At 63.9% G+C, this 21179-nt stretch carries 17 protein-coding genes, 1 pseudogene and 1 riboswitch; of the genes and pseudogenes, 10 read left to right on the top strand and 8 right to left on the bottom strand.

Going from position 1 to position 21179, the window contains the following annotated elements; translation table 11 throughout:
- The first annotated feature begins 675 nt into the window (after positions 1–675).
- Positions 676–1212, top strand: a complete 537-nt coding sequence (locus tag GRI48_RS03100) for a septal ring lytic transglycosylase RlpA family protein (RefSeq protein WP_160671257.1) — start codon at positions 676–678, stop codon at positions 1210–1212.
- A gap of 42 nt (positions 1213–1254) precedes the next feature.
- Here the strand turns inward: GRI48_RS03100 and GRI48_RS03105 are convergent, their stop codons facing one another.
- Positions 1255–1875 carry a hypothetical protein gene (locus GRI48_RS03105; RefSeq protein WP_160671260.1) on the bottom strand — a complete coding sequence of 207 codons (621 nt, stop codon included), beginning with the start codon at positions 1873–1875 and terminating at the stop codon, positions 1255–1257.
- 138 nt (positions 1876–2013) lie between these two features.
- Between GRI48_RS03105 and dgt the strand changes: the two genes are divergently transcribed.
- Entirely contained in the window at positions 2014–3441 is a 1428-nt protein-coding gene (gene dgt / locus GRI48_RS03110; protein ID WP_160671263.1) for a dGTP triphosphohydrolase, read from the top strand.
- Complete coding sequence (locus GRI48_RS03115; protein ID WP_160671266.1) at positions 3438–4208, top strand: hypothetical protein; 771 nt, start codon at positions 3438–3440, stop codon at positions 4206–4208. Before dgt ends, GRI48_RS03115 begins: the two co-directional genes overlap by 4 nt.
- 29 nt (positions 4209–4237) lie before the next feature.
- Here GRI48_RS03115 and GRI48_RS03120 read toward each other — a convergent pair.
- Together GRI48_RS03120 and GRI48_RS03125 are read right to left on the bottom strand one after the other, a co-directional pair.
- A pseudogene (locus GRI48_RS03120) lies at positions 4238–4513 on the bottom strand (hypothetical protein); the annotation flags it as partial.
- A 28-nt stretch (positions 4514–4541) separates the two neighbouring features.
- Positions 4542–4859: a hypothetical protein gene (locus GRI48_RS03125; RefSeq protein ID WP_160671272.1), complete on the bottom strand. Its 318-nt coding sequence runs from the start codon at positions 4857–4859 to the stop codon at positions 4542–4544.
- A gap of 124 nt (positions 4860–4983) precedes the next feature.
- Between GRI48_RS03125 and GRI48_RS03130 the strand changes: the two genes are divergently transcribed.
- Positions 4984–5310 carry a ribosomal protein L7/L12 gene (locus tag GRI48_RS03130; protein ID WP_202389176.1) on the top strand — a complete coding sequence of 109 codons (327 nt, stop codon included), beginning with the start codon at positions 4984–4986 and terminating at the stop codon, positions 5308–5310.
- A gap of 15 nt (positions 5311–5325) precedes the next feature.
- Here GRI48_RS03130 and uvrA read toward each other — a convergent pair whose 3' ends face one another.
- A complete protein-coding gene (gene uvrA, locus GRI48_RS03135) occupies positions 5326–8322 on the bottom strand; it encodes an excinuclease ABC subunit UvrA (protein ID WP_202389177.1) in 2997 nt (998 codons plus the stop codon).
- A gap of 214 nt (positions 8323–8536) precedes the next feature.
- On the opposite strand from uvrA, the gene GRI48_RS14480 reads away from it, so the two are divergent.
- The gene (locus GRI48_RS14480) at positions 8537–9562 is read left to right on the top strand and encodes a lysozyme (RefSeq protein WP_337190760.1); all 1026 of its coding nucleotides are present in this window, start codon (positions 8537–8539) and stop codon (positions 9560–9562) included.
- Positions 9563–9584: 22 nt separating this feature from the next.
- Here the strand turns inward: GRI48_RS14480 and GRI48_RS03145 are convergent, their stop codons facing one another.
- From GRI48_RS03145 to GRI48_RS03160, 4 genes are read right to left on the bottom strand one after another with little or no spacing between them, the layout of a single operon-like run.
- The gene (locus GRI48_RS03145) at positions 9585–10322 is read right to left on the bottom strand and encodes an ABC transporter ATP-binding protein (protein ID WP_160671275.1); all 738 of its coding nucleotides are present in this window, start codon (positions 10320–10322) and stop codon (positions 9585–9587) included.
- A complete protein-coding gene (locus GRI48_RS03150) occupies positions 10319–11284 on the bottom strand; it encodes a FecCD family ABC transporter permease (protein ID WP_160671278.1) in 966 nt (321 codons plus the stop codon). Before GRI48_RS03150 ends, GRI48_RS03145 begins: the two co-directional genes overlap by 4 nt.
- Positions 11281–12111, bottom strand: a complete 831-nt coding sequence (locus GRI48_RS03155; RefSeq protein ID WP_337190761.1) for an ABC transporter substrate-binding protein — start codon at positions 12109–12111, stop codon at positions 11281–11283. Before GRI48_RS03155 ends, GRI48_RS03150 begins: the two co-directional genes overlap by 4 nt.
- The gene (locus GRI48_RS03160; RefSeq protein ID WP_160671281.1) at positions 12108–14036 is read right to left on the bottom strand and encodes a TonB-dependent receptor plug domain-containing protein; all 1929 of its coding nucleotides are present in this window, start codon (positions 14034–14036) and stop codon (positions 12108–12110) included. Before GRI48_RS03160 ends, GRI48_RS03155 begins: the two co-directional genes overlap by 4 nt.
- Before the next feature lie 101 nt (positions 14037–14137).
- A riboswitch (cobalamin riboswitch) is annotated at positions 14138–14339 on the bottom strand.
- A 137-nt stretch (positions 14340–14476) separates the two neighbouring features.
- Between GRI48_RS03160 and GRI48_RS03165 the strand changes: the two genes are divergently transcribed.
- The 5 genes from GRI48_RS03165 to odhB all read left to right on the top strand — a co-directional run bounded on the left by GRI48_RS03165 (position 14477) and on the right by odhB (position 21173).
- Positions 14477–14794, top strand: a complete 318-nt coding sequence (locus tag GRI48_RS03165; RefSeq protein ID WP_160671284.1) for a hypothetical protein — start codon at positions 14477–14479, stop codon at positions 14792–14794.
- A gap of 285 nt (positions 14795–15079) precedes the next feature.
- Entirely contained in the window at positions 15080–16042 is a 963-nt protein-coding gene (gene mdh, locus GRI48_RS03170; RefSeq protein ID WP_160671287.1) for a malate dehydrogenase, read from the top strand.
- 30 nt (positions 16043–16072) lie between these two features.
- The gene (gene sucD, locus GRI48_RS03175) at positions 16073–16963 is read left to right on the top strand and encodes a succinate--CoA ligase subunit alpha (protein WP_160671290.1); all 891 of its coding nucleotides are present in this window, start codon (positions 16073–16075) and stop codon (positions 16961–16963) included.
- Between the two features lie 61 nt (positions 16964–17024).
- Positions 17025–19880: a 2-oxoglutarate dehydrogenase E1 component gene (locus GRI48_RS03180; RefSeq protein ID WP_160671293.1), complete on the top strand. Its 2856-nt coding sequence runs from the start codon at positions 17025–17027 to the stop codon at positions 19878–19880.
- Positions 19881–19886: 6 nt separating this feature from the next.
- On the top strand, positions 19887–21173 hold the full coding sequence (odhB, locus tag GRI48_RS03185) for a 2-oxoglutarate dehydrogenase complex dihydrolipoyllysine-residue succinyltransferase (RefSeq protein WP_160671296.1): 1287 nt from the start codon (positions 19887–19889) through the stop codon (positions 21171–21173).
- Positions 21174–21179: the final 6 nt, after the last annotated feature.

The following is a 21179-nucleotide window of genomic DNA, read 5'->3' on the forward strand; positions in this document are numbered from 1 at the left end:
GACCGGATCGAAACGGAATTTCGGACCCGAACCGACATGGCGGTCACTGTCCGCGCGGTCCTGGAGATCGGCATTGTGAAAGGCTCCGGCCGGACACGAAGCCAATCGTTGAAAGGAACGCGAACGCAAGATCGACATGGGCCGGGAAGACCGGTCGAAGCCGAAGGGATGCGAGATCGCAAGGTCTTCATACCGCTCGAGGCATCGGCCACACGGTTGGAACGGTCCCGGTGTCGGGAAACGACGGAAACCGGCGCGAAAGGGCTTCGGCCTGGACGCAAACGGACCGAGACGCGCCCGGAACCGGATGCCGGTGCGAGCACCGGTGACAGAACTGGAATTCCGCTTCGGTGGGAGGACAGGAAAACATCGGGTGCCAAGTTCATCTGACGGTCTTCGGACCAGAAAATGACCACGGACCGGTAAGAGTGGGGTCGGCAGCAATGCCGGCCCCATTTGCTTTGGCGGACCCGCCCCCGCCCGCCATTTTGCCCGCCGAATCGGTCTGCGCGCGATTTTCCGGGCATTTCCACGTAGATTCCTCCAGCGCGGAACCGATCGCGGGCCGAAACGTAGTTAACGGCGCACGGACTCGCGATCAGTCGAGCCAACCGCGGGGCGAGCCGCCCGCGCGGTGGTGCCCACCCCCATTTTACCCCTGTATACGTCCTTCCCATGACGCGAGGGACCATCCAAGCCGTTCTGGCACGCCCGCTGCGAGCCGCCTTCATGGCTGCTGCGCTGCTCCTGCCTGCCAACGCCGCCACTCCGGCGCTCGCCGACGAAGGCGACGCGACCGAGCTGTCGGTAGCAAAAAGCTTCGACCATCTGGCCGTGCCCAAGGCCCGCCCGCAGGTCAGCGCCGGCGCGGTCGACATCACCTCGATCGAGGTTCCGGTCGAACCCGAAGCCCAGGGCAAGCCGCTGGGCGGAGGCGTCGCCTCCTACTACGGGCGCAAGTTCCACGGCCGCCCGACCGCGAGCGGCCAGCGCTTCGACATGAACGCCATGACCGCCGCGCACCGAACCCTGCCCTTCGGCAGCCAGGTCCGCGTGACCAATCCGGCGACCGGCCGCAGCGTCGTCGTCACGATCAACGATCGCGGCCCGTTCCACGGCAACCGCGTGATCGATGTGAGCCGCGCCGCAGCGACCGAACTCGGCCTGATCGCCCGCGGCCACGGCTCGGTAGAGCTCGAACTCCTTTCCTGACGCTTGCCAGCGCGGGGCCGCTCGCGCCGGCGGTACCAGCCCCTAGCCTTCCGCGTGCGCCAGTTGCGGCCGCAACGCCGCGCGCAGGCGCGCCGCCGCATGCTCCTCCTCCCAGCCGGGTTGGATCTCCTCCCCGCAAGTCACACAGGATGGAGCACATGGAGCACACTCCTCGCAATAAACGTCCACCGGCAGGTCGGGCAGCGCCACCTCGGCGGCAGTGCCTTCGCGCAGGGCAGCGATCGCCGCGTCGAGCCGCGGGAGCATGACGGTCACTTCCGCCCGTTCGCCGAGCCGGTCGAGCCGCGCCAGGTGCGCGAGCAGCAGCCGGTCGGAATAGCGCCGCCGCCGCGCCACTTCCTCGCCGTGGTAGAATACTGCCTCCTCCCACCCGTCGAGCGCCCGGTCGGCGAGCACCTGCTCGGCATGATCGCGCGCGGCGAGCAGCGCGGCATCCCACGCCCGCGCGAAACCGGGCGAGGCGCGCCTGGCGCGATAGGCCGTCTGCGCCGAGACCCGCGCCGCCCGGCAGGCGAGCCGGACATTGCCGAACAGCTGGAGGCTAGCGAGAAACTCGGCCTGCCGCCGGGGCGAGAACACGGTGTGCGCCTCCCCGTGAGCACCGGCGGTGGGGGCGGCTTCGATTGGGACGAGAGCGTTCATGGTTCACCTCATGGGTTTGAGTGAACCGAGTTAGTTATACGCCCGTGTGGAAGTAGGACAGCTTCGAGGCATAAATCTTACCCTTGCTCAACGTATCAGCCGATACGATACAAGCTCCGATTTGATTCGAGAGGTCGCATGAGCAGAGAACAGAGTTTTTGGTCCACGGAGAGGCTGTCTCCAGGAAAACCTGACGAAAAGGGCACCGATGGAGACCGGGCACACCGATCCGCCTTCGAGCACGATCACGATCGCATTCTGTTCTCCACTCCTGTCAGGCGCTTATCTGACAAGACTCAAGTCTTTCCGCTCGAGAAGAACGATGGCGTAAGAACGAGGCTCACGCATTCTCACGAAGTTTCCAACCTGTCTCGGTCGATTGGGGCGCGGATCAAGCGTAGAAACGCCGCTTCTTTTGACGGCCAAGATTTTGAGAAGGTGGTAGCGCCCATCTTGGGCGCTATCGGATTGGCTCATGACCTGGGAAATCCACCGTTCGGGCATCAAGGAGAGGCGGCAATCTCTCGCTGGTTCGAACAAAGGAAAGGCTGGATTTTTGATAGAGAGTCCGACGCAGAGAGCAGCGGGGCGATTGAGCCGGTCACAACCGATTGCAAAGCAGAGTTCACGTCATTCGACGGCAACCCTCAGTCGATCCGGCTGCTAACCCGCCTACAAACCTCTTTTGGTAAAGTCGGACTTGATTTGACTGCGGCAACTATTGCCGCATCATTGAAGTATCCGGTCAGCGCAGCAAACATGAACAAGGATGATCCGATTGCAAAGAAGTTTGGCTTCTTTGCTTCGGAAGCCGACATCATTCATTGGGCATGGGAGCAAACAGGTCTGAGTGAGGGACAGCGGCACCCATTGACTTGGTTAATGGAGGCAGCCGATGATATTGCCTACAGTGTGCTTGATGTCGAAGACGCGATGAAAAAGGGCATCATTTCGCCAAATGACTTAATCAATGTCCTACAGGCAGATGGAAATCATACCGTTCTTTCCGACAAGATTCTGGCCGATTTTCAGAAGGCCGATCAATCCAACCGACCTCCATCAATCATCCGCGACATAAAAATCGGCTACGCCCGGTCACACTTGATTGCCAATCTCATTGAACATGCGACCGACGCGTATTTGGCTAAGGAAGCGGAGATACTGGCTCTCACGCCGATACTGCCCCTCATGGATTCCAGCGAACTTTGCGACTGTCTCAAAGGAATCGCATTTGAATATGCTTTTGGGAACACTGAGGTTCTGCAAGTCGAGGCAATTGGAAGACGTTCCGTCGAAGAGCTAATGTCTCACTTTTGGACAGCGATTCATGTCCGCAAGGATCCGACAAAGATCGACTCCAAGCGGAGCGATGCCTTTTCCAGATATGTGTACAGTCTGATCAGTTCAAATTATATTGAAGCCGCAACTGACTTGGCTCAGGCTGGCAGTGAGGGTTGCGCTCAAAGGCTGAGGTATCGAGAACTGCGCCTGCTCACGGATATGATTTCTGGAATGACTGACAGTTTTGCTATGAATATCGCCAAAGAAATCGCGACTGTAGAATGAGCCTCTCTGCTTCGACGAAACAGATAAAGAGGCGTGTGGATGACTACGTTTGGTATGACAAATCACAGCCACTACAAGAACTTAGACACCTACTTCGCACTCAATTTTTACAGGAAGGCGAGGTAGCGATTATTGGCGGGATGGTAAGGGACATCGCAACAGGTGGTGCGGCATCTTTTTCATCCGACGTCGATCTTGTGCTCAACATAGCACCAAATCGAGTCGACGAAATCGCCCGCTCTCTCAATGCCGTGCCAAATCGGTTCGGCGGATACGGTATCCGCTTTCCCAGATGGAAGGTGGATTTTTGGGCCTTGCGCAATACTTGGGCCCACACTCAAGGCCATGTTCGTGTCCGTGAGCTTTCTGACCTAACAAAAACCACTTTCTTCAACGTTGATGCAGTACTTTACACCCTCAACACTCGAAAAGTGATCGCCCAAGATCGATACCTTGATAGTGCCTTGAAAAGGAAGTTGGAAGTAAACCTACTTCCCAACCCAAGTATTGATGGTAATCTTGTTCGTACAGTTCGGAGGGCGCTAAGGTGGAACTACCACCTTGGACGTGACTTGCGGAATTTTGTGTCCGAGAATCTCGATTCCAAAATGTTCGATCATATTGTTCGAACTGAGAATAGACTTTATGGGTTCTCTTACGCGGAGTTACACGAGGACTACATAGGCCTGCTTGATGCACTATTTGATGGCCGCAAGCGTAGAGTTGAGTACTCTGAAAAGCGCTTCCAGATGGAGTTGCCATTCTGATAGTAGCCTAACTCAAGAGACGCTGCCCGCTACTCCGCCGCCTCCCGCTGCCGCTCCAGCATCGGCTTGAGATACTGCCCCGTGTAGCTCTCCGCCACCTCGGCCACTTCCTCCGGCGTACCCTGCGCCACAACCTCCCCGCCCCGCACACCGCCGTCCGGCCCCAGGTCGAGGATGAAACCGGCGGTCTTGATGACCTCGAGATTGTGCTCGATCAGGACCAACTAATTTCCTTGCTCGACCAGCCGGTGCCGCACTTCCAGCAGCTCGCGCATGTCAGCGCAGTGCAGGCCGGTCGAGGGGTCCGTTACCTTTGCGACCCGCAGCAAAGCGTCATGCCAGCATCATTCCCACCGCCGACAGCACCTGGCCGGCAGTTATCGTCACGCCCAGCAGGCCCAGCACGGCATCGGTTACGGGCTGCCTCTTTTTCGGGAAGTCTTCCGGGAAGCGGGCTTGTGCGCCTTCGAGGCAGGCGGTCCCGAGTTCGACACACCGCTGGCGGTTCCAGTGATAAACTTCAAACCGAGGGAGCAGTCCGTCGTCACCGGCAAAGGTGGCCCTGAAGGAGTCTTCGCGTTGTTCGAGGATCATGGCATTCTTGCGACCGGAGAGGCGACCCGCCGATTGCCCTTTCTTGTTGTCGGCCAACTGCCGATCGGCTCTTCATCGTGGAAGAGGACTCATCGGTCGAATTACCTGTCTGTCATCTCGCCGAAACTGCCGGTTCCCCACCCCCATTGCCCCGGCAAGCCCCCGCGCCTAGGCTCGGGCGATGGAACCCCTTCTCGCCATTGTCGTCGCGATCGGGGCGATCGTCCTCGTCCTCGCCATCTTCCTGCGCTTCCGGCGCGGCGGGGAGGACATGATCGCGCGGCAGAAGCGCAAGACCATCGCCGCGCTCGAGCGAGCACCGTCCGGCCAGCGCGAGGTCGCGCCCGACACCGCGCGCTCGGACGTGGAAGCGCTGCTCGCCGTGCCCGACATCCGCGATGCCCTGCAGAAGGGCCGCAAGGTGGAGGCGATCAGGCTGGTGCGCGAGCGCGCCGGGATCGGCCTCAAGGAAGCGAAGGAGCTGGTCGAACGCGCCACCCGGCGCTGACCGGCGGCAGGCGGATTACTCCGCCGGCTCGGTTTCCGCTTTCGCCTTGCCCGAAGACCGGGCCTTGTCCGAAGCCGTCGCCGGTTTCGCCTTGGCCGGTTTCGCCTTGGCGAGCATCGGCTGGAGATACTGCCCGGTGAAGGAGCGCGGTTCGCGTGCCACCTCCTCCGGCGTGCCCTGCGCCACGATCTCGCCGCCGCGCACGCCGCCGTCCGGCCCCAGGTCGAGGATGAAGTCGGCGGTCTTGATGACGTCCAGATTGTGCTCGATCACGACCACCGAATTGCCCTGGTCGACCAGCCGGTGGAGCACTTCGAGCAGCTTCCTCACATCTTCGAAATGGAGGCCCGTAGTCGGCTCGTCGAGGATGTAGAGCGTCTGCCCGGTGCTGCGTTTCGACAGTTCCTTGGCGAGCTTCACGCGCTGCGCCTCGCCGCCCGAGAGCGTCGTCGCCTGCTGGCCGACCTTGACGTAGCCGAGGCCGACCTCGTTCAGCATGTGCATCTTGTCGCGGATCGGCGGGACGGCCTTGAAGAAGGTTTCCGCATCCTCGATCGTCATGTCGAGCACGTCGGCGATCGACAGCCCCTTGAACTTCACCTCCAGCGTTTCGCGGTTGTAGCGCTTGCCGCCGCATTCCTCGCAGGTGACGTAGACGTCGGGCAGGAAGTGCATCTCGATCTTGATCAGCCCGTCGCCCTGGCACGCCTCGCACCGGCCGCCCTTGACGTTGAAGCTGAAACGGCCCGGCTTGTAGCCGCGCGCCTGCGCTTCGGGCAGGCCGGCGAACCAGTCGCGGATGTTGGTGAAGGCGCCGGTATAGGTCGCCGGGTTGGAGCGCGGGGTGCGGCCGATTGGCGACTGGTCGATCTCGATCACCTTGTCGCAATATTCGAGGCCGGTGACCTTGTCGTGCGCGCCCGCGACCACCCTCGCCCCGTTCAACTGGCGCGCGGCGGAGGCGTAGAGGGTGTCGATGGTGAAGGACGACTTGCCCGAACCGGACACGCCGGTGACGCAGGCGAAGGTGCCGAGCGGGATCGAGGCGGTCACGTCCTTGAGGTTGTTCGCCCGCGCGCCGTGAACGGTCAGCTTGTGCCCGTTGCCCTTGCGGCGGGTGGCCGGGACCGCGATCTCGCGCCGCCCGGTGAGGTAATCGGCGGTGAGCGACTTTTTGGACTTCAGCACCTGTTTCAGTGTGCCCTGCGCCACGATCTCGCCGCCGCGCACGCCCGCGCCCGGCCCGAGGTCCACCACGTAGTCCGCCTGGCGGATCGCGTCCTCGTCATGCTCGACCACGATCACCGTATTGCCGAGATCGCGCAACCGCTTGAGGGTTTCCAGCAGCCGGTCGTTGTCGCGTTGGTGAAGGCCGATGCTCGGCTCGTCGAGCACGTAGAGCACGCCCGACAGGCCCGAGCCGATCTGGCTGGCGAGGCGGATGCGCTGGCTTTCCCCGCCCGACAGCGTGCCGCTGGTCCGGTCGAGGTTGAGATAATCGAGCCCGACGTTGTCGAGGAAGCCGAGCCGCTCGTTGATCTCCTTCAGGATGGCCTTGGCGATCTGGCTCTGCGTGTCGTTGAGCTGGTCGGGCAGCGCGAGGAACCAGTCCTTCGCGTCGGAAACGCTCATCTTGGTCGGCGTGGCGATGTCGGTCGCCTTGTCGCCCGGCCCGACCTTTACCGCCAGCGCCTTCTCGTTGAGGCGCTTGCCGTTGCAGGTTTCGCACGGCTGCGCGGTCTGGAACTTCGACAGCTCCTCGCGCATCCACGCGCTCTCGGTCTGCAGCAGCCGGCGGTTCAGATTGCCGATCACGCCCTCGAACGGCTTCTTGACCGTGTATTGCTTGCGCCCGTCCTTGAAGGTGAGCGGGATCGCGCGGCCCCGCGTGCCATGGAGAATGATGTCGCGGATCTCCTGGTCGAAATCCTCCCACGGCGTCTCGAGACTAAATTCGAACTCCTTCGCCAGGCTGGCGAGCACCTGCATGTAATAAGGCGACGGCGGGTTGGACTTGGCCCACGGCACCACCGCGCCCTTCTTGAGGCTGAGCGCCTCGTTCGGCACGACCAGCTGCGAGTCGAACAGCTGCTTCTCGCCGATACCGTCACAGGTCGGGCATGCCCCCTGCGGCGCATTGAAGGAAAACAGCCGCGGCTCGATCTCCTCGATCGTGAAACCGGACACCGGGCAGGCGAACTTCTCGGAAAAGACGATGCGGTTAGCAGGCAGACCCGCACCCTTCATCGCGCCGCCACCTTCGGCTTCGCTCTCGCGCCCCGGCACCACGCCATCGGCGAGATCGACGAAGGCAAGCCCCTCGGCCAGCTTGAGCGCGGTTTCGAAACTGTCGGCCAGGCGCGTCTGGATACCGTCCTTCACGGCGATCCGGTCGACCACGACCTCGATATCGTGCTTGAATTTCTTGTCGAGCGCGGGTGCTTCCTCGATGCCGTACATCTCGCCGTCGATCCGCACGCGGGTGAAGCCCGCCTTCTGCCACTCGGCCAGTTCCTTGCGGTATTCGCCCTTGCGTCCGCGGACCACGGGGGCGAGCAGGTACAGCCGCGTGCCTTCGGGCAGTTCCATCACCCGGTCGACCATGTTGGAGACAGTCTGGGCCTCGATCGGCAGGCCGGTGGCCGGCGAATAAGGCACGCCCACCCGTGCCCACAGAAGGCGCATGTAATCGTAGATTTCGGTGACCGTCGCCACGGTCGAGCGCGGATTGCGGCTGGTGGTCTTTTGCTCGATGGAGATGGCCGGAGACAGGCCGTCGATATGCTCGACATCGGGCTTCTGCATCATCTCGAGGAACTGCCGCGCGTACGCGCTCAGCGACTCCACGTAGCGCCGCTGCCCCTCGGCATAGATCGTGTCGAAAGCCAGGCTCGACTTGCCCGACCCGGACAGCCCCGTGATCACGATCAGGCTGTCGCGCGGCAGATCGATGTCGATGCCTTTGAGATTATGTTCGCGCGCGCCTTTGACGCTGATCTTCGTGAGTGCCATGGGCTACGGTGTTCCGCTAATGTTCTTGACTGTCAAGGGGAGCGACAGGCGCATCCCCGACGAGCCGCCGATGTGGGGGCAGCCAGCGGGTTTACAACATGGTCGCCGGCGTTCGCAGCGCATCGTTCACGCCCGAACCGTGCAGGTTGCGGGCTGAGCCGAGGACCGTTCTGCCTGATCCAACCGTTGATCAACTGAATGGCGCGCATGTTTTGTGCCGCCCCAAGCAATAAAGAAATGGTGGACCGATATCGATGAACGACAGGAAAAAACGACGAAGCACCGGCAAGATGATGCCGAAAACACTGACCATGCGGGGGCTCGGGACGGAGAGATACGGCAGCGTGAGGCTGCTGGATACGTGGTCAGCACGTATCCTTCCTCTCAACTGATGGCCCCGCGCGACAGCAAGCCGTACGGCCACCCCATCCGGACGATCCAGTCCAGCCGAAGGGCGCAGAGCGTGCCGAAGGCGATGGCGCGTCAGACAACCCCGGCCAAACCCGGCAATGACCTGCTCGGGCGTATAAAGCGAAAACGGGCAATCCGGCAGGATCTGCGACAGATGCGGATCGAGAAGGGTCTGCGGTCGAAAACCAAGCGCAAGAAGATGGCCGTCGCCTTGGGAGCGAGTGCCATTACGCTGAACACGGCGGCCGTCGGTACGGGCGCTTTCTACATGCCATCGGCGGCAATGGCCTCTGCCCAATTCCAGGATCCGACCCAGGTGCGTGTGCCCGCTTCACAGATTCTCGTAAGCGATCAGATGAAGATGGCGCTGATCGAGGAAGAAGGGATGCATCATACGGTCTACGCGGACCCCGTCGGATATCTGACAGTCGGCGTGGGGCACCTGGTGATCCCGAAGGACAATCTGAAGGTGGGCGACAGGATATCGCAAGGTCGCATGGCGCTCCTCCTGGAACAGGACCTGCGCATCGCCGAGGATGCGGTGGTGCAGCTAGTCGGCGATCTGCCTCTCTACCAGCACGAATTCGACGCGCTGGTCGATCTCGTCTTCAACGTCGGTGCGGGTAATCTTTCTCCCGAAGAAAGCCCTAAACTGAACCGTGCCATCGAGGTCGGCGACTACGAAGCGATCGCGGAAGAACTCGCTTATCACAACGCGGCGGGCCAGAAGCTGAAGGGTCTCGAATATCGCAGCGACCGGCGGGAGAAGATCTTCATGGAAGCCAGTTACGATAACCCGAGGTCGCAATCGGAGGTCACCCGCACCTGATCGTCTTTACAAACGTAATCTACTAAAAGGAGAGGGCCTTCGCGCCCTCTTTTCCTTGCCACGATGTCTCGACGCCCCACACCTCGCGGATAATCTCGGCCGAGAGCGCGCTTTGCGGTGCGCCATCCGCAGCCACCCTGCCCTTGTCGAGCACCACGACGCGATCGGCGTGGTTCATCGCGACGGCGAGATCATGGACGACCAGCACCACGCCGGTCCCGTCTCGCGACTGCCGTCTCAGCACGTCGAGCAAGGCGAGCTGGTGCGCGAGGTCCAGCGCAGCCAGCGGCTCGTCGGCGAGTATCCAGCGCGGCTCGCCGGCAAGCACCCTCGCGAGGAGTGCGCGCGCTCTTTCACCGCCCGACAGGCTCGAGACGGGTCGATCCGCGAAGTCCAGGAGGTCCAGCGCTGCGAGCGCCGCGTCGATGCTCTGTGGCGTCGCATCGCGATATGGCAACCGACCGAGCGCGACGACATTGCGGACCGACACGTCCCAAGCGACGCCCCCGTCCTGCGGCAAATAGCCGATCGCTCGTGCGCGCTCGCGCGGGTGCAGCGCTGCCAGCGGTCGATCATCGAGCGCGACAGCACCGCCGGAGGGCTTCTCCAATCCGGCAAGCATTGTGAGCAGCGTCGATTTGCCTGCGCCGTTGGGGCCGCAGATCGCGGTGATCGTGCCCGCTTCCAGTTCGAGATCGAGCGGTCCGAGGATCGCTTTCCCGCGCCGCTCCACCGACAGCGATCGTGCGCGAAGCTTCATGCCAGCCCCCTGCGCATCCGCAGCAGCAGCGCGAGGAAAAACGGCGCACCCAGCAGGCTGAGCGCGATGCCGAGCCGCAATTCGGTCACCAGTGGCAGCACCCGCACCACCATGTCGGCCAGCAGCAGCATGAGGCCGCCCGCAAGCGCACTCGGCGCTATCAGCCGGGACGGCCGGCGATCGGTGAACGGGCGCACGAGATGCGGTACCATCAGTCCGACGAAGCCGATGATACCGGCGACCGCGACCCCGCTGCCGACGGTCAGTCCGGTGCCGAGCACCAGCAGCGCCTGCACCAGCGCGGGGCGAACGCCGAGCGAACGGCCAGCGGCCTCGCCGAGCATCATCGCGTCGAGCGAAGGTCCGGCAAGCCGCAGCAGCACGATCCCGACCATCGTCAGTGGCGCGGCGAGCCACACATCGCTCCACCCGCGATCCGTCAGCGCGCCCATCAGCCAGCTCACGATCTCCCCCATGGCAAAGGCATTGGGTGCCATCGAGATGACCAGGCTCGTCAGCGCGCCGGCGAGGCTCGCGACCATCAAGCCGGCAAGCGTGAACAGCGCGATGCCGCCGCTGCGCCCCGCGATCAGGACCAGCAGCGCCATCGCACCCGCCCCCCCGGCCAGCGCGAAGATCGGCAGCACATGCGCCGTGTCGATGCCCGCCCCGCGGCTGGCAAGAAACAGTGCGAGCACCGCGCCCAGCGCTGCGCCGGGTGCAATCCCGAACAGCCCCGGATCAGCGAGCGGGTTTCTCAGGTAGCCTTGCATCGCGGCGCCTGCGGCTCCGAGGCCCGACCCGATGACCAGCGCAAGGACGGCGCGCGGCAGGCGCAATTCCATCAGGATGACGGCGGCATTGGGCGTGTTCGCCGGATCGATCCACACGCGTCCGGCGAGCAACGAGAGCGGCACGGCGAGGGCGATCAGGCCGAGGAGAATGGCGGTGAGGCGTGTCATTCGACGCTCGCCCTCACATCGGCCAGCCGCTCTGCGGCGCGGATGATGGTCGGCCCGCCGCAGTAGAGCAGCGAGGGATCGAAACGCGCAACCGTCATGCCCGGAATTTCGCGCAAGGCCGGGTGCTGCTGCCCACGCTCGTTCCCGGCGACCAGCAGGACTTGCGGCGGATCGGCGATTACGGCCTCGAGGGGAAGATAGCTCGCCTGTCCCAGCCCGCGCGCGGCGGTATAATTCGCGAACCCGGCATTGCGCAGCAATTCGCCCACCAGCGTGCCCTCGCCGGGAACGATGCCGCCCGGCTGCCACAGCACGGCGTCCACCGACGTGCCGTCGGTTCGCGCGTCTTGCACGGCATCCTCGATCCGCCGGGACAGCGCCCGCGCCTTGCCCTGCTCGCCGAGCAGATCGCCCATGCGCGCCACCTGCGCCTGCGATTGCGCGACGCTCGACGCAATGCCGAAGGTCTCTACGCGGATGCCCAGATCCTCCAGCGCGCGGCGGGTCGACGGGGGCAGGAAAGCGCCCGCGATCACCATGTCGGGATCGAGCGCGAGCACTTCCTCGACCGTCCCGCCGGTAGCCGCGAAACTGCGGGCCAGCGCCGGGTTCATCGAGCTTGCCGACGGATCGTGACTGTAATGCGAGATCGCCAGCAATTGGCCCGGTGCGGCAGTCTCGGCGGCGATCGCATCGGTGCACGGGTTGAGACTGACCACAAGGGGATGCCCGCCCTCGCCGTCGCGCGATCGAGCGGCTGGCGACCCGGCGCAGCCTCCCAGCGTCAGCAGGACGCTTGCGACGACAAGGGCGAGCAAGCTCTTCACATCCGCAGCCTCGCGCCGAGGTAGGCCGCGCGGCCCTGCGTGCCATAACCGGCGACCGTCGTGTAATCGGTGTCGAAGACGTTCTCGACGCGTCCGAAAAACTCTACCTTCTCGCCGAGCGGCATGCTCGCCCGAACATCGACCAGCGCATAGCCATCCAGCCGGGTGACATTGCCCGCATCGTCGAAACTGTCGCCGACCAGGCGCACGTCGCCTCCCAGCGACAGGCCCGCCAGCGGGCTGCGCCAGTCCATCGACGTGGTCAGCGCATGGCGCGGCCGGCGCGCCAGCCAGTTGCCTTCGTTCGCGCTGCCTGCCGTCCGGTTCTCGGTGTCGATGTAGCTGTAGACCGCCAGTGCCGAGAGCCGCTCGCTCACCTGCGCGCCCAGTTCGACCTCGACACCCTGCGCGCGCGCCCGGCCGATATTGTCGTAAGTGCCAAAGGGGCGCGGATAGGCAGGATCGGTGCAGAACCCAGCGGACGACCCGAAGCAGGACACGAAATCGATGAGATTGCGACTGTCGCGGCGGAACAAAGTCAGCGCCGCATGGACCGGCGCGCCGCGGGTGCCGTGTTCAATTCCTACATCGAGGCTCTTGCTCGTTTCGGGCTGCAGGAACCGGTTTCCGTAGTCCGACAGCAGCTGGTAGAGCGTCGGCGTCTTGAATCCCTCGCCGTATGATGCGCGCAGGCGTGTGTGCTCGGCGAATTCCCAGCTGCCGTTCGCGCCGAAGCTGATCTGGCTGCCGAAGCGGTCGTGATCGTCCAGCCGCACACCGGCCGAGCCGTGTACCGGACCGCGGTCGTAATCGAGCAGCGCGTAGGCGGACGACAGGCGCGCGGTTCCGTCGGATAGGGCACCGTATCCCTCTGTGCGATAATCCTGCCATTCGCGCTCGGCACCCAGCTTCACGTCGAGTTCCTGGAACAGCATGTAATTGGCGGAAAACTCGGCGCGCTGGCTCTTGCCGTCGCTTTCGAAATAGGCCGCGTCACCCGAAGCCGGATCGAACAGGTCGCGGGCAGTATCGGCAATGGTGTAGGCAGCCTGCAATTCCAGCCGGTCGATCGCGACATAGCGGACCTGCGCCCGGGCGGACAGCTGGCGCGTATCCTGGTATTCAGCGGTATCGGCGAAAGTGTAGTTCGGTGCGGGATAGCCATCGATATCGAGCCGCCCGTCGGCGTACCGTCCGCTAAACGCCAAGTCGAGGCTCTCCGCCGCCATCAGGTCTGCGCGCGCGTGGACCGCCGTCTGCCGCAATCCGTCCGGCTCCGTGCCTGATGCAGCCGATGAGAATCCGTCGCCCTCGTAATGGCTCGCGCCGATTCCGAAGCCGTAGCGATCGCCCTGCACTGCGCCAGAAGCGGTCAGGTAAAGCTCGTCGTCGCCGCCGTATTCGACGCTGGCCACAGGTTCCGGGCGCAAGCGCGTCACCACCGAGATCACTCCGCCCATGGCATCGCTGCCCCAGACGGTCGAATTGGACCCGCGCAGCAGTTCGACCCGCTCGACCTCGCCGAGCAGCAAATTGCCGAAGTCGAATCCGCCGCCGGGGGAAGCCACGTCGCTGACGCGCACGCCGTCGATCAGGACCAGCGTCTGCTCGGATGCCGCACCGCGCACGAAGACGCCGGTAAAACCGCCGACCGGCCCGTTGCGCGCAACGGTCACGCCCGGTGCCCGCTCGATCAGGCGGACAATGTCCGGCCCCTGTACCACGTCGCCCTCGCCCAGCACGGTGACTGCCTGGCCGACCTCGTCGACCCGCTCCGGCTCTCCGGTGACGATCATCGTCCACGGCGCGTGATAGGGATCGCCGGTGACGATGTCGGCGGTTTCGACAGCGTCCTGCGCCATCGCGGGTGCAGAAAAGACGACGGCGGCGGTAGCGGTTGCAAACAGGTATCCGGGTTTTCGCATTTACATCTCCATCATGAACGACATTGTCGCTCAGACGCAGATGCGCGCAGGGCCATTGCCCTCCACGGATCCCGCTGCCTTCGGTACACCCCGCCCGCCGGCTCGAACGACCATCGCAGGCAGGTCTCCTGGCTCCCGGATCACCGCTTTCCCGCCGCCTTCCCGCCCTCGTCGAACAGTGGCATGTGGCGGGATCGCTCCCCGGTCACAGTTGCGGGGGCAGCAGGAGGTTCGAGGACAAGCCTCTCACTCCTTTCCCTCTTAGGTCCGGTCTCCCGGACAACCCGTGACGTCGGGCGGGCCATTAGGCCGCAGCAGGGCGCTGCGCAAGCCCGCAGGCTGCGATTAACAAGGCGGAAACCGTAAGCACGAACCGGGTTTTAGCGGGTGATGGTCCACAAGCTCGCCAACAACAAAACGGATCGCAGGTTCACCAGTCCATGACAGTTCATTTCGCTGCCGCGCGGTCGCGCGCCTCCTCTCCGCTCGCCCGGATCATGGGGAATGCGCGCAGGGGCATACCCGCCAACGACGAGCCCGCCGCGCAAACGGCCATCATCGACGGACTGACGGAGGCGACGCTGCGGCATTTCGCCGAGCACGGACTTGGCGCCGCGCGGGCAGCGCTCGATTTTGCCGAACAGGCGCGCGAAGCGGGCGATATCGCGGAAAGCGAATACTGGGTCGACATGTGCCGGCGGTTGGACACCCAGGCAGCAGTGCGGTTCGAGCGATCACACGAGGATCTGATCGGCTGAACCGATGGCCTGTAGCGGGAACCACGTGGCCTCCCCGCCGTCTAGACACTGGTCGGTCCGGGCCGCCCGACCACCCCTTTTGGGGGTTCTTCCGCAACCTAATGCAATTGCGAACTATTTGCAAAGATAGTTGAAGCAAAGCGCCCGATTCCGGTTGCATTCCCCTACTGCCCCGCCTAGCGCAGCCTGCGAATGCCGGGCGCGCGCACCCACGCGGGACATGCCGTGCGCCATAGCGGTCGAGACAAACCGGTCCCGCGACGCTCGGAAGGACGCTTTTCCCTTATGGCACGCAAGAAGATCGCACTGATCGGTTCCGGCATGATCGGCGGCACGCTCGCCCATCTCGCCGCGAAGAAGGAAATGGGCGACATCGTCCTGTTCGACATCGCCGAAGGCATGCCGCAGGGCAAGGCGCTCGACCTTTCGCAGTGCGGCCCGATCGAAGGCTTCGACGCGAAGATCACCGGCACCAACGACTATGCCGACATCGCCGGCGCGGACGTGGTCATCGTCACCGCAGGTGTCCCCCGCAAGCCGGGCATGAGCCGCGACGACCTGCTCGGCATCAACCTCAAGGTGATGAAAGCCGTCGGCGAAGGCATCAAGAACAACTGTCCCGACGCATTCGTGATCTGCATCACCAACCCGCTCGACGCGATGGTCTGGGCGCTGCGCGAATTCTCCGGCCTGCCGCACAATAAGGTCGTCGGCATGGCGGGCGTGCTCGACAGCGCGCGGTTCGCCACCTTCCTCGCCTGGGAATTCGATGTCTCGGTGAAGGACGTGAACGCCTTCGTTCTCGGCGGCCACGGCGACACGATGGTTCCTGTCACCAGCTACACCACCATCAACGGCATCCCGGTCAACGACTTCGCCAAGATCAAGGGCGTCTCGGAAAGCCGCATCGACGAAATCGTCAAGCGCACCCGTGCCGGTGGCGGCGAGATCGTCCAGCTGCTCGGCAATGGCTCGGCCTATTATGCCCCGGCCACCAGCGCGATCGCGATGGCCGAAGCATACCTCAACGACAGCAAGCGTATCCTGCCCTGCGCCAGCTATGTCGAGGGCAAGTACGGCCTCGACGGCCTCTACGTGGGCGTGCCCACCATGATCGGCGCGGGCGGCACCGAGGAAGTGATCGAGATCGAGCTGTCGGACGAGGAAAAGAGCAACCTGAAGGTCTCGACCGATGCCGTCGAAGAACTGCTCGAAGCCTGCAAGGGCCTCGACAGCTCGCTCGCCTAACCCAAAAATCAATCGAACAGGAGAGGCGGCATGAGCATCCTCGTAGACAAGAACACCAAGGTCATCACCCAGGGCATGACCGGCGAAACCGGCACCTTCCACACGCAGCAGGCGCTCGATTACGGAACGCAGATGGTTGGCGGCGTGACGCCCGGCAAAGGCGGCACGACGCATATCGGCCTGCCCAATTTCAATACCGTGCGCGAAGCCAAGGCCGAGACCGGGGCGACCGCATCATGCATCTACGTGCCGCCGCCCTTCGCCGCCGACGCGATCTGCGAAGCGATCGATGCCGAGATGGAATTGATCGTCTGCATCACCGAAGGCATTCCGGTGCTCGACATGGTGCGCGTGAAGGCCGCGCTCGAAGGCAGCAAGTCGCGCCTCATCGGCCCCAACTGCCCCGGCGTGCTGACGCCCGGTGAATGCAAGATCGGCATCATGCCCGGATCGATCTTCAAGAAGGGTTCGGTCGGCGTGGTCTCGCGCTCCGGCACGCTGACGTACGAAGCCGTCCACCAGACCACCATGGTCGGCCTCGGCCAGACCACCGCGGTCGGCATCGGCGGCGACCCGGTCAACGGCACCAATTTCATCGACGTGCTCGACATGTTCCTGTCCGACGACGACACCAAGTCGATCATCATGATCGGCGAAATCGGCGGTAGCGCGGAAGAAGAAGCCGCTGCCTTCATCAAGGACCAGGCCGCGAAGGGCCGCCAGAAGCCGATGGTCGGCTTCATCGCGGGTCGCACGGCGCCTCCGGGGCGCCGCATGGGCCACGCCGGCGCGATCGTCTCGGGCGGCCAGGGCGGCGCGGACGACAAGATCGCGGCGATGGAAGCGGCGGGCATCCGCGTGTCGCCCTCTCCGTCCGAACTCGGCACCACGCTCGACGCGATGCTGAAGGAACTCGCCTGACCGCGAGACGGCCGAGGAACCCGCATAGTTTCCGCACGCTTCCTCCCCAAGGAGTGCCTCAATGGGTAACGAAATCCACGACTTCATGCCCGCCATGGGCGACCAGGAAGGCCCGCAGCCCGGGCCCAGCTGGGCCAATCCGCGCTGGCTGAGCGAAGTCGTCGATTCCGACGCCGACCTGACTGCTGCCCTCGACCCGACGCAGATGAAGCTCGCGGTCGCGGCAGCTGCGGAAAAGGGTGGCAAGCCGCTAGATGCGAAGGCGATCCAGCAGGCGGCGGACGATTCCATCCGCGCGATGCTGCTCGTGCGGCTTTATCGCGTGCGCGGCCACCTGGCTGCGAATCTCGATCCGCTCGGCCTCTCGCACCGCGACCAGCCGGGCGATCTCACGCTGGAATGGCATGGCTTTGCCGGCCAGGAGGACCGAGAGGTCTTTGTCGGCGGCGTGCTCGGCTACGACTGGGTGACGGTTGGCGAACTCTTCCGCCGCCTACGCGAGATCTACTGCGGCGATGTCGGCCTCGAATACATGCACATTTCCGACACGGAGGAACGCCGCTTCCTCCAGGAACAGTTCGAGAGCCCGGGCGATACGATCCAGTTCACCGACGAAGGCAAGCGCGCGATCCTGGCTGCCGTGGTGCGCGGCGAACAGTACGAGAAGTTCCTCGGCAAGAAATACGTCGGCACCAAGCGCTTCGGTCTCGACGGGGGGGAATCGATGATTCCCGCGCTCGAGGCGGTCATCAAGCATGGCGGCCAGCTGGGCGTGCGCGAGATCATCTACGGCATGGCCCACCGCGGCCGCCTCAACGTTCTCGCGAACGTCATGGGCAAGCCGTACAAGGTCATCTTCCACGAGTTTTCCGGCGGCAGCGCGACGCCCGACGAAGTGGGCGGTTCGGGCGACGTGAAATATCACCTCGGCACCAGCACCGACCGCGAATTCGATGGCATCGAGGTTCACATGAGCCTCGTGCCTAACCCCAGCCATCTCGAGGCGGTCGACCCGGTCGTCCTCGGCAAGGCGCGCGCGCAGCAGGCCATCCGTGACGACCTCAAGAAGCATGAGCAGGTCCTGCCCGTGCTCATCCACGGCGATGCGGCCTTCGCCGGCCAGGGCATCGTGTGGGAGTGTCTCGGCTTTTCCGGCGTGCGCGGCTACAACACCGGCGGCTGCCTGCACTTCGTCATCAATAACCAGATCGGCTTTACCACCAGCCCGCAGTTCGCGCGCAGCTCGCCGTATCCGAGCGACGTCGCCAAGGGCGTCCAGGCACCGATCCTGCACGTCAACGGCGATGATCCCGAAGCGGTGACCTTCGCCTGCAAGCTGGCGGTGGACTACCGCCAGACGTTCGGCCGCGACATCGTGATCGATATGTGGTGCTATCGCCGCTTCGGTCACAACGAAGGCGACGAACCGAGCTTCACTCAGCCGATCATGTACGACCGGATCCGCAAGCACCCGAAGGTGAGCGAGATCTATTCGGCGCGGCTCGAGAAGGAAGGCGTGATCGACCAGGCATACCTCGACGGGCTGATTACCGAATTCACCGACACGCTCGAAGAGGACTTCAAGGCCGCTGAAAGCTACAAGCCCAACGAGGCCGACTGGTTCGGCGGCCGCTGGGCGGGCCTCAACAAGCCGGTCGATCCCGAAACCGCACGGCGCAATGTCGATACAGCGATCGAGCGCAAGCTGTTCGACAGCCTCGGCCGCACGCTGACTACCGTCCCCGACGACGTAACGATCCACAAGACGCTCGGCCGCGTGCTCGATGCCAAGCGGGCGATGTTCGAAAGCGGCGAAGGCTTCGACTGGGCAACGGGCGAAGCGCTCGCCTTCGGCAGCCTCGTCACCGAAGGGTTCGGCGTGCGCCTCTCGGGCCAGGATTCGGGTCGCGGTACGTTCAGCCAGCGCCACGCGGTGTGGATCGACCAGAACGACGAGCGCAAGTACATCCCGCTCGCGACCCTGCCGCATGGCAAGTTCGAGGTCTACGACAGCCCCCTATCCGAATACGGCGTGCTCGGCTTCGAATATGGCTTTGCGATGGCCGATCCCAAGAGCCTGGTGATGTGGGAAGCGCAGTTCGGCGATTTCGCCAACGGTGCGCAGATCATGATCGACCAGTACATCGCCAGCGGCGAGGTCAAGTGGCTGCGGGCCAACGGCCTGGTGATGCTGCTGCCCCATGGCTACGAGGGCCAGGGGCCGGAACACAGCTCCGCCCGGCTCGAGCGGTTCCTGCAACTGTGCGCGAACGACAATATCCAGGTGTGCAATATCACCACGCCGGCGAACTACTTCCACGTGCTGCGTCGGCAGATGCTCCGCCCGTTCCGCAAGCCGCTGGTCATCATGACCCCCAAGAGCTTGCTGCGGCATCCGCTCGCCAAGTCGAATGCCGACGAGTTCGTCGGCGAGAACCATTTCATGCGGATCAAGTCCGACATGAAGGAAATTGCCGACAAGAACGTGCGGCGCCTGGTGCTGTGCAGCGGAAAGGTCGCCTACGACCTGATGGAACGGCGGGACAAGGAAGGGCTGGAAGACGTCTCGATCGTCCGCATCGAGCAGCTCTACCCCTTCCCCGGCGATCCGCTGGCGATCCGCCTGAAGCGCATGACCAATCTCGAAGAGATCGTCTGGTGCCAGGAAGAACCGAAGAACAACGGCGCGTGGTTCTTCGTCGACCGTCTGATCGAACAGGCCGCCGCCGATGCCGGAAAGCCCGGCATGCGCCCCGTTTACGCGGGTCGCGAACCTGCGGCATCGCCTGCCACGGGCCTTGCCAAGCGGCACCAGGTCCAGCAGGAATCGCTCGTTTCCATCGCCCTCGGCCTGGCCGACGGCGGCGACGCTGCCCGGCAGCTGAAATCCCGCAAATCCAGCAAGAAAGCCGGATAACCTATTATGGCCACTGAAATCACCGTCCCCGCCCTCGGCGAATCCGTTTCCGAAGGCACCATCGGCGAATGGCTCAAGCAGCCCGGCGATGCCGTCGCCGTCGACGAGCCGATCGCCAGCCTCGAAACCGACAAGGTCGCGGTCGAAGTCCCCTCGCCCGTCGCAGGCGTGCTCGGCGAACATCGCGCCGCCGTCGGCGATACGGTCGAAGTCGGCGCAGTCATCGCCACGGTCGAGGAAGGCGGCGCGCCAGCCGCCAAGGCCGATGCGCCCAAGGCCGAAGTCCCCGATGCAGGCGTGGAAAAGGCTGCTCCCGCCCAGGCGAAGGAAGCTGTCGGATCTTCTGCCAGTTCCGCCCCGGAAGGCGGCGACGGCGCGCAGACCCTGTCGCCGGCAGTGCGCCGCGCGGTGCTCGAACACGGGCTCGACCCCTCGACGATCAAGGGCACCGGCAAGGATGGCCGCCTGACCAAGGAAGACGTGCTCGCCGCGGCCAGCCAGAAGCAGGACACGGCCAAGACCGGCTCGCCCGCACCGGCTCCGGCGGCATCGCCTGCTCCGGCCGCTGCTGCCGCGCCTTCCGCAAGCGGCGAACGCCGCGAGGAACGCGTCAAGATGACGCGCATGCGCCAGACCATCGCCCGGCGCCTCAAGGGCGCACAGGAAGAAGCGGCGTTGCTCACCACCTTCAACGATTGCGACATGAGCGCGGTCATCGAAGCGCGCGAGAAATACAAGGACCTGTTCGCCAAGAAGCACGACATCAAGCTCGGCTTCATGGGCTTCTTCGCCAAGGCAGCCTGCCTCGCGCTGAAGGACGTGCCAGCGGCCAATGCCTATATCGAGGGCGACGAGATCGTCTATCACGACTACGTCGACATCTCGGTCGCGGTTTCGGCCCCAAACGGCCTCGTGGTCCCCGTCATCCGCGATGCGCAGGCCAAGGGCTTCGCGCAGATCGAGAAGGACATCGCCGATTTCGGCAAGCGCGCCAAGGACGGCACGCTGACGATGGAAGACATGAAGGGCGGCACCTTCACCATCAGCAACGGCGGCGTGTTCGGCTCGCTCATGTCGACCCCGATCATCAATCCGCCGCAGAGCGCCGTGCTCGGCCTTCACCGGATCGAGGATCGCCCTGTCGCAGTGAACGGCGAAGTCGTCATACGCCCGATGATGTACCTCGCTCTGTCCTACGACCACCGCCTGATCGACGGCCGCGAGGCCGTGACCGCGCTCAAGATCATCAAGGAAGCGATCGAAGATCCCACGCGGATGCTGATCGACCTCTGAGGAAAA

Origin of the sequence: Qipengyuania oceanensis, from assembly GCF_009827535.1 — a bacterium.
Lineage (GTDB): Bacteria > Pseudomonadota > Alphaproteobacteria > Sphingomonadales > Sphingomonadaceae > Qipengyuania_C > Qipengyuania_C oceanensis.